Source organism: Streptomyces angustmyceticus (assembly GCF_040701845.1).
GTDB lineage: Bacteria > Actinomycetota > Actinomycetes > Streptomycetales > Streptomycetaceae > Streptomyces > Streptomyces angustmyceticus_A.
This window is the reverse complement of sequence record NZ_JBFBHQ010000039.1, coordinates 12,269-24,298: the sequence shown is the minus strand read 5'-3', so window position 1 is coordinate 24,298 and position 12,030 is coordinate 12,269. Positions and strand designations below refer to the sequence as shown.

Here is a 12,030-nt window from a genome sequence, read left to right as displayed (position 1 = left end):
GGGTGTCCTGCGGGCGGTCACACCACGACGACCGACCGCAGGACCTCTCCGCGCTGCATCTTCGCGAAGGCCGATTCGATGTCGCCGAGCGCGATCGTCTCGCTGATGAACCGCTCCAGATCGAGCTTGCCGCTCAGGAACAGGTCGATCAGCACGGGGAAGTCGCGGCTGGGCAGACAGTCGCCGTACCACGACGACTTCAGCGCGCCGCCGCGCGAGAAGAGGTCGATGAGCGGCAGTTCGATGCGCATGTCCGGGGCGGGTACGCCGACCTGGACCAGGGTGCCGGCCAGATCGCGCATGTAGAACGCCTGCCGGTAGGTCTCCGGGCGGCCCACCGCGTCGATCACCACATCGGCGCCGTGTCCGCCGGTGAGCGCGCGGACCGCCTCGACCGGGTCCGTGCCGCGGGAGTTGACGGTGTCGGTGGCGCCGAACCGCTCGGCGGCGTCCAGCTTGCCGTCGTCGAGATCGACGGCGATCACCCGTCGTGCGCCGGCCCGGGAGGCGCCCGCGATGGCGGCGTTGCCGACACCGCCGCAGCCGATGACGGCGACGGTGTCCCCGCTGCCCACCCCTCCGGTGTGCACGGCGGCGCCGTACCCGGCCATCACCCCGCAGCCGATGAGCCCCGCGGCCTCGGGGCGGGCCGAGGGATCGACCTTCACCGCCTGCCCGGCGGCGACCAGGGTCTTCTCGGCGAAGGCCCCGATGCCCAGCGCCGCGGTCAACTCCGTGCCGTCCAGCAGGGTCATCGGGCGTGCGGCGTTGCGGGAGTCGAAGCAGTACCAGGGGCGGGCGCGGCGGCAGGACCGGCACTGTCCGCAGGGCGCCCGCCAGGCCAGCACCACATAGTCACCCGGCGCCAGGTCCGTGACACCGGGCCCGACGTCCTCGACGACCCCGGCCGCCTCATGGCCGAGGAGATACGGGAAGTCGTCGCCGATCGCGCCGTCGCGGTAGTGCAGATCGGTGTGGCACACCCCGCAGGCCTGCACGGTCACGAGCACTTCGCCCGGGCCGGGGTCGGGTACGAGGATCGGCAGCACCTCGACGGGGGCGCCCTTCTTGAGGGCGACGACGGCGCGGGCTTCGTGCGGCATGTCTCACTCCTAAAACAGCGCCTGCGGGGCGGCAGGGGCGGGTAGCACGCGTGAGGTGGCACGGATGCCTGTGAGGGGTTGGAGTGGTGCGCGGTGCTGGGAGCGGGGGAGAGCGGGGAGCCTGCGGGCCCGGGAGCCCGAAGACCTGGGAAATCCGGGGAACCTGGACAGGGGGACAGCGGTGGAGGACGGTCCACCCCTGCCACCGTGTTGCCTATAGTGCGCCGGGTTGCGCTATAGGAGACATGCTGGAAGTCGGGTCAGGGATCCGTCAAGGGGGATTTTTCGCTGGCCGCCTCAACCCGCGTAGCCCATCAGGCGGGAGAGCTCCGCGGCCGCCTTCGCGGACCGCTCCGCGAGCTCCGGCAGCAGCTGACGCTCCATCCGGTACGCCGGTCCCGAGACGCCGATCGCGCCGATCACCGCGCCGTCGTGCGCCCGCACCGGCGCCGCCACCGCGTTCAGCCCGATCTCCAACTCCTCGCTGGTGCAGGCGAATCCGTCCGCGAGCGCGGCGGTGAGCTGCTCGCGCAGACCGGCCGCCGTGGTCAGGGTGTGCTCGGTGAACCGCGGCAGTTTGCGGGTCACCAGAGCCTCCCGGCGCTGCGGCGGCAGATGCGCCAGCAGCACCTTGCCGCTGGCGGTGGCGTGCAGCGGGGTACGGCGGCCCAGCCAGTTGTACGCGGTGACCGCGGCGGAGCCCCTGGCCTGCATGATGTTGACCGCCGCATCACCGTCGAGCACCGCGATGTTGGCGGTCTCCCCGGTGTCCGCGGCGAGCGCGCGGCACACCGGCTGGCCCTCCTGCGAGATGTCCAGCCGGATCGCGGCCGCGCCGGCCAGCCGCAGCACCCCGGCGCCCAGGTAGTACTTCCCGCGGTCCCGCTCCTGCTCCACCAGCCCGCGGTTCTCCAGCACCCCGAGGATGCGGAACGCGGTCGACTTGTGGACGCCCAGCTCCTCGGAGATCTCGGTCACCCCGGCCTCGCCCAGCTTGGCCAGGATCTCCAGCACGCTCACCGCACGGTCCACGGACTGGACGGATCCCGCCCCGCCGCGCCGCTCCTCGGACCGGTCGTTGGCCGTATCGGAAGTGTTCGACATGGGTCTTTGCGTCACCACCCGGTGGCCCCGCGGGGCACGTCTGAAGGCATCTGCCGGGAAGCCCTTGACGGCCCGCTCCCCGGCTTGGATTCTGTTGCGCATCGCGCTCTGCGATGCGTTATTCAGAACACATGATACCGATCAGCGAGAGGGGGGCCAGATGATTCCCGTCTGCCGCATCGAGGACCTGCCCGAGGGCGAGTCCGTACGGATCGAGATCGACGACGTCACGCCGGCCATCGCGGTCTTCCACGCCGAGGGCGGCTACTACGCCATCGACGACACCTGCAGCCATCAGGACGCCGCGCTCTCCGACGGCTGGGTGGAGGGCTGCTTCGTCGAATGCCCCCTGCACGCGGCCCTGTTCGATCTGCGCACCGGGGCCCCGACCTGCCTGCCCGCCCGCCGCCCGGTGCGCACGCACGAGGTCAGCGTCCTGGACGGCATGATCCATGTCCGGCCCGCCGTGCGGGAAGAGGCCGTGGCGTAGATCCCGGGACGCGACGGGAGGCCGCCGGGGAACCACCCCTCCCGCCGGCCCTTCAGGCGGCCGCCCGGTCGATCCTCGACGGACCCTTCCGTGCTTCCCTGCGCTGCTGCCGGCGCACCCTGCGCCGCTCGCGGCGCAGCTCCCGGGCCGTACTGCTCGGCTGCGACTGCACCCCGTGGCGCTGCACCCACACCTGACGGGTCACCCAGACGTCCAGCACCGCCCAGGTGGCGACCACGGTACTGGCGACCGTACAGAGCACCGCGGGGAACGCGAACCAGGAGCCCGCCAGGGTGCACAGGAACGCCACCATCGCCTGGACCAGGGTCACCGCCACGATGACGACGGCACGCACCGCCGCGGTCCGCACCGGATCCGCCATCCGGCGCCGGACCGCCGGTTCCTCCTGCCACAACGGCTCTCTGCCGGTGTCCATGAACGCGTCACACTCCCCGTATTCTCCCCGCGTGTCCGACTCCTTGGTGGCTGCCCGGATTTCGCCGGGTACATGCCCCTGGCGTCGCACCCCGTCTCTCCTCATGGTCACGTACCCGGGCCGCGGTGAGTGCCCTGGGTGCCGACCAAAACCGGCCAACCGTCCGGCATTCCGCCGGGCGGAGGGGGGCGGTCCGGGGTGCTGACGCGGGCGGGTTGTCCGGGAATCGGGGGACAACTCAGGACGATCCCGCTCCGGCCGCTTCCCCGTCGTCAGGAGAGGCCTTCGGCTTGGTCACCCGAGAGTAGTAGGCTCGCGCCGTTTGTTGACGGAACACCACCCCCGTGCGCCGGGGTTGTCGTAGGGGAGGCCATGCGCTTTCGCGGGAAGTCGGTCCGCCGGAAGATCGTGGCGTTGCTGCTCGTACCGCTGGTGTCCCTGACGTCCCTGTGGGCGTTCACGACCTATCTCACCGGTCGCGAGGCGAACCAGCTGCTGGACGTCGGCAACGTCGTGAAGAATCTGGGCTACCCGGTCGAGGACGTCATCCAGACCCTCCAGCAGGAGCGCCGGCAGAGCCTGCTCTACCTCGCCGACCGCCGCGGCGCCAATGCCCTCGACGAGCTCCACCGGCGGACCCGGGCCACCGACGACGCCGTCACCCAGCTGCGCGCCGACATCGACCTGGGCGACCTGCGCGAGGACCTCAGCAACTCCAACCGCGCCCGGATGAACGGTGTCCTCAAGGGCCTGGGCACCCTCGGCTCGCTGCGCTCCCAGATCGAGCACAACACCGTCTCCCGCGACGAGGCGATGGAGAGCTACAACTCCCTCGTCGACCCCGGCTACGACTTCCTCGCCGCGCTCCACGCCCTGGAGAACGTGGAGATGGACAAGCAGGCCAGGGCGCTGGTCAACATCACCCGGGCCCGGGAGGCGGTCTCCCGCGAGGACGCCCTGATGTCCGCGGTGCTGCTGTCCGGCAGCATGAGCGGGCGCGATGTGCGCGCGCTGTCCGACCGGGTCGCCGAACGCCGCGTCCTCTACAGCACCGGCCTGCCCGCCCTGCCCGCCAAGGACCGCGGCCTCTACGAGGACTACTGGCGTTCCGCGAAGGCCCGCGAACTGGCCTCGTACGAGGACCGGGTGATCGCGGCCGGCGCACGGGGCGGACCGCACGCGGTCAACGCCGAGCGCTGGAACAGCACGGCGCGCAAGGTGCTCGGCGACCTCCAGCGGATGGGCAAGGACGCCGGGGACCGCTACCAGGAGCGCGTCGCCCCCGTCGCCATGAACGTCCTGCTCAAGGCGGCCATCGCCGGCATCCTCGGCTTCGTCGCGCTGCTGGTCTCGGTCATCGTCTCGTTCCGAATCGGCCGCCGGCACGTCCGCGACCTCATCCGGCTGCGCAAGACCGCCCACGACGTCGCCGGGGTACGGCTGCCGAGCGTCATGCGCCGGCTGGCGGCCGGCGAACAGGTCGACGTGGAGACCGAGGCGCCCCGGCTCGCCTTCGGACCGGACGAAACCGGCCAGGTCGGTCAGGCGCTGCACACCCTCCAGCGGGCCGCGATCGAGGCCGCCGTCAAACAGGCCGAAATGCGCCGCGGCGTCTCCGAGGTGTTCGTCAACCTCGCCCGTCGCAGCCAGGTCCTGCTGCACCGGCAGCTGACCCTGCTCGACGCCATGGAACGGCGCACCGAGGACACCGACGAACTCGCCGACCTCTTCCGGATCGACCACCTGACCACCCGTATGCGCCGGCATGCGGAGGGCCTGGTCATCCTCTCCGGCGCGGCGCCCTCGCGGCAGTGGCGCAGGCCGATCCAGCTGATGGACGTGGTGCGCGCGGCGGTCGCCGAGGTCGAGGACTACGAGCGGATCGAGGTGCGCCGGCTGCCGCGGCTCGCGGTGGACGGCCCCGCGGTGTCGGACCTCACGCACCTGATCGCCGAACTCCTGGAGAACGCCACCGTCTTCTCCCCGCCGCACACCGCCGTCCAGGTCCTGGGCGAGCGGGTCGCCAACGGCTACACCCTGGAGATCCACGACCGCGGGCTGGGCATGGCCCCCGACCTGCTGCTGGAGGCCAACCTCCGGCTGGCCGAGACCCCCGAGTTCGAGCTGTCCGACACCGACCGGCTCGGCCTGTTCGTGGTCAGCCGGCTCGCCCAGCGGCAGGACGTACGGGTCTCCCTGCAGCCCTCGCCGTACGGCGGCACCACCGCCGTGGTCTTCATCCCCGGGACGCTCCTCACCGAGACCGCCGCCGGCGGCCGGGAGGACGACGACCCGGCGCGGGACGGCCTGCCCGGCGGCCCGGTCGGCAACGAACTGGAGCACGCGGCGGGCAAGCTGGCCGCGCTCGCCCAGGAGCCGCCCCGGCGGGAGCGGCGCGTCCCGGCCGTCATCGACGGACCGGTCGAACTGGAGGCGCCGCTCGGCCCGGACGAGCGGGGCCCGGCCGACGACGAGGACGGCGTCTTCCGCCGGCGGGAACGCGGCCGTGACCGGCAGCCGCCCGTCGCCCCCGACGGCCCGGCGGCCGCACCGCGCGGCATCGCACCGGTGCCGCCCGTCCCCGACGGCGAGCAGCACCAGCAGACCCGGGACCAGGCGCCCGGCGGACTGGCACCCCTGCCGCGCCGCCACCGCCCGCCGGTGCTGGTCTCCGACCACGGCAGGACGGTCGACGACCGCGAGCCGCCCGGGAAGCGGCCGGCCGGGCGCCCCGGCTCCGGGGAGCGGGCGGGCGAACGTGCCGACGCCGCCGAGCATGCCGACGCCGCCGAGCGTCCCGGCTCCGGTCAACGGGCCGCCGAGCGTGCCGCGTCCCGGCCGTCGTCGTCCGCCGCGCCGCAGGACCCGGCCGCTGACGGAGCCCGGCCCGCCGGGGACCGGGAGACGCCCGCGCCCACCACGCCCAAGGGCCTGCCCCGCCGGGTGCGGCAGGCGAGCCTCGCGCCCCAGCTCAGGACCGACCCCGCCGGGCAGGCCGAGACGCCCCAGCCCGATGCACCGCCCGCCGACGACCGCGACGCGGAGGCGGTCCGTGCCCGGATGGCCTCGCTCCAGCGCGGCTGGCAGCGCGGCCGCCGCGACAACGGCGAGGACCCGCACGGGACCGGAACACCACCGGGAGACGACGGCACGGCGGCGGCCGGCAGCACCGTCCCGGACCCCACCAGGGGCCCGGACGCCACAGACCGGGACACCACAGACCCGGGCGCCCGTGACACGGCCACCCGGCACGGCACCGACACGGGCGCCACAGCACCACCAGGAACCACATCGGGAGGGGACGGTCCATGACCGCACCGAAGGCAGCAGCTTCCACCGCACCGGTCTCGGCGAAGGGATCCGGTGAGCTGAACTGGCTCCTGGACGAACTGGTCGAGCGGGTCGGCTCCATCCGCAAGGCACTGGTCCTCTCCAGCGACGGCCTGGCGACCGGGGCCTCGAAGGACCTCACCCGCGAGGACGGCGAGCACCTGGCCGCGGTCGCCTCCGGCTTCCACAGCCTGGCCAAGGGCGTCGGCCGGCACTTCGACGCGGGACACGTCCGGCAGACCATGGTCGAGCTGGACGAGGCGTTCCTGTTCGTCAGCGCGGCCGGCGACGGCAGCTGCCTGGCCGTGCTGGCCGACGCGGACTCCGATGTCGGCCTGATCGCCTACGAGATGACGCTCCTGGTCAAGCGCGTGGGCACGCACCTGGGCACCGCGCCCAGGTCCGGCCTGACCACCTGAGCACGACGAGGGTGACGTCATGAGCGAGCGCAGCGAGCTCCTCCTGCGCGGGTGCGAGGCCGGGCGCGGCGAGGTTCCGGCATGAGCGAGCAGGACGGCCGGACGGCGGGGGACCGGGAGGCGGCCCGCTGGTTCGACGACGACGCGGGCCCCGTCGTGCGGCCGTACGCCATGACGCGCGGGCGCACCCGCACGGCCGCCGAGGGGCGCCTCGACCTGATCGCGCTGGTGATCGCCGAGAGCCGCGCGGAGGAGACGGTCGAGGACCAGACCCTGTCGCCCGAGCACGTCGACATCGTCGAGCTGTGCCGGCAGGAGCCGCTGTCGGTCGCCGAGCTGGCGGCCGAACTCGACCTGCCGGTCGGCGTCGTACGGGTCCTGATCGGGGACCTGCTCGATGCCGAGCTGGTCCATGTCAGCAGGCCGGTACCGCCGGCCGAGCTGCCGGACGAGAAGGTGCTGCGCGAGGTGATCGACGGCCTGCGCGCGCTGTGACCCGCGGGGCCCGGTGGCCGCCGTCGTCCGGAACGTGCTTCCGGGGCGGCGGCTTCCTCGCGTGCCGGTCCGCGTGCGGCTCGGCCCAGGGGAGCACCCCTTCGGCCGGGTGCGGGCCCCGCCCGCTCCCCGGGGCGGGTGCCGCCTCGAACGCCCCGGCTACGGTGCCTGTTGAACGATCGTCAACACGAGGAGAGCGCCGCCATGGCCACGGACGACACCCCGGCACCCGTCGAACACCTGGAGATCCAGGCCGGCCCGCACACCTACGACGCCCTGGCCTGCGGCCCCGCCGACGGGGAGGTCGTCCTGCTGCTGCACGGCTGGCCCGAGTTCGCCGACTCCTGGAGCGCCGTGCTCCCCGCCCTGGGCGCGGCCGGCTACCGCGCCCTCGCCGTCGACCAGCGCGGCTACTCCCCGCGCGCCCGCCCGCCCCGGATCGCCGACTACGCCGTCCCCGAACTCGTCGCCGACGCCCTCGCCTTCGCGGACTCCCAGGGCGCGGGCCGCTTCCACCTCGTCTCGCACGACTGGGGCGGCATGGTCGCCTGGGCGCTGGCCGGCGCCCACCCCGAGCGGTTGAAGTCCCTGACCGTGCTGGCCACCCCGCACCCCGACGCGCTCAACCGGGCCGCCGCCGAGGACCCCGACCAGCACCACCGCCTCGACTACGTCCGCTTCTTCCGCCGCGACGACGGCGCAGCGGAGACGGCGCTGCTCGCCGACGATGCCGCCCGGCTCCGGGCCGCTTACGCCGGCAAGGTGCCCGCCGCCCTCGTCGAGCGCAATGTCCGCAGGCTCTCCGCCCCGGGCGCGCTCACCGCCACACTCAACTGGTACCGCGCCCCGGAGTCGGTCATCTCGGTGCCCGCGGGCCGGATCTCCGTCCCCACCCTGTTCCTGTGGGGCAGCGAGGACACCGCGCTGGGCCGCGTCGCGGCCGAGTCCACGGGGGAGTGGGTGGACGGCCCGTACCGCTTCGAGGCCCTGGAGGGCGCCAGCCACTGGCTGCCCGAAGAGGTTCCCGACGTGGTCACGCCCCCGATCCTCGACCACCTCGGCCGGCACCACGTCTGACGCCGCCGACACCGTGACGGGCCGGGACGCCGAGGGAGCTCCCGGCCCCCGCCGGCGCCCTTTGGGGCAGCTTTGCCACCTCTGCCCCGGCACGTCGCCCCGGGCGTGACACATCTCAAGTGGGCGCCGTGCCGAGCACGTTGTACCGTTCCCTTGCACCTGTTGGCCCGTGCGCCGACGCTCGGGTATCAAGCGTGAGCTCCACCCGTATACACGGCAATTCAGGAGAAGAATCCCATGGCCTTCGGGCGATCCGATCGCCGCCGACGGTCCGCCGCCGTCGAGCCGGTGACGCTCAAGATCCTGGTCGCGGGCGGCTTCGGGGTAGGCAAGACCACCCTGGTCGGTGCCGTCAGCGAGATCAAACCCCTGCGTACCGAGGAGCGCCTGACCGAGGCGGGCCGGCCGATCGACGACCTCGACGGGGTGGAGACCAAGACCACCACCACCGTCGCCATGGACTTCGGGCGGATCACCGTCAACGAGGAGCTGGTGCTCTACCTCTTCGGCACCCCGGGCCAGGACCGCTTCTGGTTCCTGTGGGACGAACTGGCCCGGGGCGCGCTCGGCGCCGTGGTGCTGGCCGACACCCGCCGGCTGGCGGACAGCTTCTCCGCCATCGACTACTTCGAGCGGCGAGGCCTGCCCTTCACCGTCGCCGTCAACTGCTTCGACGGCGCCGACCGCTACCCGCCGGAATCCGTACGCGACGCCCTGGACCTGGACCCCCAGGTCCCGGTGGTGCTGTGCGACGCCCGCCAGAAGGACTCCGCGCGGGACGTGCTGATCTCCGTCGTCGAGCACGCGATGGAGACCGGCGCCCGGCGCCGGGAGCCCGCGCTTCCCTGACGGACGCGGACGGTACGGCCCGTACCCCGCCGTCCGGGGTACGGGCCGTACGTCTGCGCCCCGCCGGCGCCGCTACGCGCCCGAGCCGTCCTCGGCCAGCCAGCCGAAGCTCCGCTCCACGGCCTTGCGCCAGTTGGCGAACTCGCGGTCGCGGGTCTGCGCGTCCATCCGCGGCGTCCACTGCGTGTCCTGCTTCCAATGGGTCCGCAGTTCGTCCAGGTCCTGCCAGACACCGGTCGCCAGCCCGGCCGCGTACGCGGCGCCCAGGCAGGTGGTCTCCGAGATCACCGGACGGCTCACCGGCACGTCCAGCACATCCGCCTGATGCTGCATCAGCAGGCTGTTGGCGGTCATGCCCCCGTCGACCTTGAGCCGGGTGATCCGCACACCCGAGTCCTGGAACATGGCGTCCACCACCTCCCGGGTCTGCCAGCTGGTCGCCTCCAGCACGGCGCGCGCCAGGTGCGCCTTGGTGACGAACCCGGTCAGACCGCTGATCACGCCGCGCGCGTCGGAGCGCCAATAGGGCGCGAACAGGCCGGAGAACGCCGGGACGACGTAGGCCCCGCCGTTGTCCGGGACGCTCGCCGCCAGCGGCTCGATCTCCTCCGCCGACGCGATGATGCCCAGCTGGTCGCGGAACCACTGCACCAGCGCGCCGGTGATGGCGATCGACCCCTCCAGGCAGTAGACGGGCGCCTCGCCGCCGAGCTGGTAGCCCATCGTCGTCAGCAGCCCGTTCTTGGACGGGACCGGCCGGTTGCCGGTGTTCAGCAGCAGGAAAGAGCCGGTGCCGTAGGTGTTCTTGGCCTCGCCGACGCCGTAGCAGGTCTGCCCGAACACGGCCGCCTGCTGGTCGCCGAGGGCGGACGCCACCGGCACGCCGTGCAGCTGTCCCACGGCCGTGCCGTACACCTCGGCCGACGACCGGATCTCCGGCAGGATCGCGGCCGGTACGTTCATCGCCGACAGGATCGCCGGATCCCACTGGAGGGTGGAGAGGTTCATCAGCATCGTGCGGCCCGCATTGGTCACGTCCGTGACGTGCACCCCGCCGTCGGTGCCGCCGGTCAGGTTCCAGATCAGCCAGGAGTCGATGGTGCCGAAGGCGATCTCGCCGCGCTCGGCACGGGCCCGCAGCCCCGGCACCTCGTCCAGGAGCCAGGCCGCCTTCGGGCCGGAGAAGTAGCTCGCCAGCGGCAGCCCGGTGGCCTCCCGGAAGCGGTCCTGGCCGTCGGCGCCGCCGAGTTCGGCACACAGCTGCGAGGTCCGGGTGTCCTGCCAGACGATCGCATGGTGCACCGGTCTGCCGGTGGCCCGGTCCCACAGCACCGTGGTCTCCCGCTGGTTGGTGATGCCCAGCGCACTGAGCTGGTCCGCCCGCAGCCCCGCTTTGGTGAGCGCACCCGCCACCACGGCCTGCACCTTCGACCAGATCTCGGTGGCGTCGTGCTCCACCCAGCCCGGCTTGGGGAAGATCTGACGGTGCTCGCGCTGGTCGACGGCGACGATCGCGCCGCCGTGGTCGAAGATGATGCAGCGGCTCGACGTGGTGCCCTGGTCGATCGCGGCGACGTACTTCTCGCTGTGCTCCGTCATGCCGTCACGCCTCCTGAAGTCCTGGTGAGTGGGTGCAGCGGGGCCCGGGCCGGCCGGGCGGGCACCTCCGGGAGAGGGCGGGTGTCGCAGCGGCGCGTCAGAACGCCGCGTTGTAGACCAGGCCGGACAGCACCGCGCCGATCAGCGGCCCGGCCACCGGGATCCAGGAGTATCCCCAGTCCGAGGAGCCCTTGTTGGGGATCGGCAGCAGGGCGTGCACCAGACGCGGACCGAGGTCACGTGCCGGGTTGATGGCATAGCCGGTGGGACCGCCCAGCGACAGCCCGATCCCGACGACCAGCAGGGCGACCAGCAGCACATTGATCCCGGAACCGTAGACCCCCACGTGCTCGCCGGGGACCTGGCCGATGCCGATGCCCTTGTTCTGGCCGAAGAACAGCAGCGGCAGCACCAGCCCGACGGTGGCGATGATCTCGGTGACGAGGTTGGCGGCCGGATTGCGGATCTCCGGCCCGGTGGAGAAGATCCCCAGCGTCGGCTGGGCCTTGTCCGCCTCCGCGTTGGCGGCGAACTGCGCGTAGTACAGCGCCCAGGCCAGCACGGCCCCGATCGCCGCACCCACCATCTGCGCCAGGATGTACAGCGGCACCTTCGACCACTCGGTGCCGCCCGCCACCGCCGAGCCGAGCGTCACCGCGGGGTTGAGATGGCCGCCGGACAGTGGGGCGGCGGTGTAGGCGCCGGCGAGTACGCCCATGCCCCAGCCGAAGGCGATCACGACCCACCCCGCGGCCCTCGCCTTGGAGTAGTGCAGGGTGACGGCGGCGCACACACCGGCCCCGAAGAGTATGAGTACGGCGGTGCCTATCACTTCACCGACGACGATGTCCCCATTGGAATACATGGCGGCTCCTAGGCCCTCGCCCGGGGACGTCCCCCGGTCCTCCGTGCAGGGTGCGTGCCACCGGCGGGCAGCGGAGTGCCGCTGCCACCCGGCCGGGGTGCCTGAGTGCGGCGATGCCGACTGGCATCCGGAAGTGTTCACCGGTGATGAGGGGGCGTCAAGGTCGCCGACAGCGCAGGATGCCGACGGCGGGCGACCGGGGGAGCGGGACCGTGCGTCCCGTCGTCGGAGGGCGCACGGGCCCTCTTGACCGGGCGGGGCGG

The 12,030-nt window shown here is 72.8% G+C and carries 11 protein-coding genes; 6 read left to right on the top strand and 5 right to left on the bottom strand.

Features of this window, described 5'->3' with window-relative positions:
* Positions 1-17: 17 nt before the first annotated feature.
* Positions 18-1,103, bottom strand: a complete 1,086-nt coding sequence (locus AB0411_RS36490) for an S-(hydroxymethyl)mycothiol dehydrogenase (RefSeq protein WP_366421533.1) — start codon at positions 1,101-1,103, stop codon at positions 18-20.
* A 297-nt stretch (positions 1,104-1,400) separates the two neighbouring features.
* Positions 1,401-2,207, bottom strand: a complete 807-nt coding sequence (locus AB0411_RS36485; protein ID WP_366421532.1) for an IclR family transcriptional regulator — start codon at positions 2,205-2,207, stop codon at positions 1,401-1,403.
* A 160-nt stretch (positions 2,208-2,367) separates the two neighbouring features.
* Here AB0411_RS36485 and AB0411_RS36480 point away from each other — a divergent pair, with 160 nt between their 5' ends.
* A complete protein-coding gene (locus tag AB0411_RS36480) occupies positions 2,368-2,697 on the top strand; it encodes a bifunctional 3-phenylpropionate/cinnamic acid dioxygenase ferredoxin subunit (protein WP_366421531.1) in 330 nt (109 codons plus the stop codon).
* Between the two features lie 52 nt (positions 2,698-2,749).
* On the opposite strand, the gene AB0411_RS36475 is transcribed toward AB0411_RS36480, so the two are convergent.
* On the bottom strand, positions 2,750-3,238 hold the full coding sequence (locus AB0411_RS36475) for a hypothetical protein (protein ID WP_366421530.1): 489 nt from the start codon (positions 3,236-3,238) through the stop codon (positions 2,750-2,752).
* Positions 3,239-3,505: 267 nt separating this feature from the next.
* On the opposite strand from AB0411_RS36475, the gene AB0411_RS36470 reads away from it, so the two are divergent.
* The 5 genes from AB0411_RS36470 (at position 3,506) to AB0411_RS36450 (ending at position 9,303) form a co-directional block, all read left to right on the top strand.
* A complete protein-coding gene (locus tag AB0411_RS36470; RefSeq protein ID WP_366421529.1) occupies positions 3,506-6,445 on the top strand; it encodes a nitrate- and nitrite sensing domain-containing protein in 2,940 nt (979 codons plus the stop codon).
* Positions 6,442-6,882, top strand: a complete 441-nt coding sequence (locus AB0411_RS36465) for a roadblock/LC7 domain-containing protein (RefSeq protein WP_366421528.1) — start codon at positions 6,442-6,444, stop codon at positions 6,880-6,882. Before AB0411_RS36470 ends, AB0411_RS36465 begins: the two co-directional genes overlap by 4 nt.
* 81 nt (positions 6,883-6,963) lie before the next feature.
* Positions 6,964-7,377 carry a DUF742 domain-containing protein gene (locus AB0411_RS36460; RefSeq protein WP_366421527.1) on the top strand — a complete coding sequence of 138 codons (414 nt, stop codon included), beginning with the start codon at positions 6,964-6,966 and terminating at the stop codon, positions 7,375-7,377.
* Positions 7,378-7,581: 204 nt separating this feature from the next.
* On the top strand, positions 7,582-8,454 hold the full coding sequence (locus AB0411_RS36455) for an alpha/beta fold hydrolase (protein WP_366421526.1): 873 nt from the start codon (positions 7,582-7,584) through the stop codon (positions 8,452-8,454).
* Positions 8,455-8,691: 237 nt separating this feature from the next.
* Positions 8,692-9,303, top strand: coding sequence for a GTP-binding protein (locus AB0411_RS36450; RefSeq protein ID WP_366421525.1), 612 nt, complete (start codon positions 8,692-8,694; stop codon positions 9,301-9,303).
* A 72-nt stretch (positions 9,304-9,375) separates the two neighbouring features.
* Here AB0411_RS36450 and glpK read toward each other — a convergent pair whose 3' ends face one another.
* Both glpK and AB0411_RS36440 read right to left on the bottom strand, forming a co-directional pair.
* A complete protein-coding gene (glpK, locus tag AB0411_RS36445; RefSeq protein WP_366421524.1) occupies positions 9,376-10,902 on the bottom strand; it encodes a glycerol kinase GlpK in 1,527 nt (508 codons plus the stop codon).
* Between the two features lie 97 nt (positions 10,903-10,999).
* The gene (locus AB0411_RS36440) at positions 11,000-11,767 is read right to left on the bottom strand and encodes an MIP/aquaporin family protein (RefSeq protein WP_152105270.1); all 768 of its coding nucleotides are present in this window, start codon (positions 11,765-11,767) and stop codon (positions 11,000-11,002) included.
* Between the last annotated feature and the right edge of the window lie 263 nt (positions 11,768-12,030).

What these genes read in the sequence shown, in the direction of transcription:
- AB0411_RS36490 (WP_366421533.1), bottom strand. Translation starts at nt 1,103, where the DNA reads ATGCCGCACGAAGCCCGCGCCGTCGTCGCCCTCAAGAAGGGCGCCCCC.
- AB0411_RS36485 (WP_366421532.1), bottom strand. Translation starts at nt 2,207, where the DNA reads ATGTCGAACACTTCCGATACGGCCAACGACCGGTCCGAGGAGCGGCGC.
- AB0411_RS36480 (WP_366421531.1), top strand. Translation starts at nt 2,368, where the DNA reads ATGATTCCCGTCTGCCGCATCGAGGACCTGCCCGAGGGCGAGTCCGTA.
- AB0411_RS36475 (WP_366421530.1), bottom strand. Translation starts at nt 3,238, where the DNA reads ATGAGGAGAGACGGGGTGCGACGCCAGGGGCATGTACCCGGCGAAATC.
- AB0411_RS36470 (WP_366421529.1), top strand. Translation starts at nt 3,506, where the DNA reads ATGCGCTTTCGCGGGAAGTCGGTCCGCCGGAAGATCGTGGCGTTGCTG.
- AB0411_RS36465 (WP_366421528.1), top strand. Translation starts at nt 6,442, where the DNA reads ATGACCGCACCGAAGGCAGCAGCTTCCACCGCACCGGTCTCGGCGAAG.
- AB0411_RS36460 (WP_366421527.1), top strand. Translation starts at nt 6,964, where the DNA reads ATGAGCGAGCAGGACGGCCGGACGGCGGGGGACCGGGAGGCGGCCCGC.
- AB0411_RS36455 (WP_366421526.1), top strand. Translation starts at nt 7,582, where the DNA reads ATGGCCACGGACGACACCCCGGCACCCGTCGAACACCTGGAGATCCAG.
- AB0411_RS36450 (WP_366421525.1), top strand. Translation starts at nt 8,692, where the DNA reads ATGGCCTTCGGGCGATCCGATCGCCGCCGACGGTCCGCCGCCGTCGAG.
- glpK (WP_366421524.1), bottom strand. Translation starts at nt 10,902, where the DNA reads ATGACGGAGCACAGCGAGAAGTACGTCGCCGCGATCGACCAGGGCACC.
- AB0411_RS36440 (WP_152105270.1), bottom strand. Translation starts at nt 11,767, where the DNA reads ATGTATTCCAATGGGGACATCGTCGTCGGTGAAGTGATAGGCACCGCC.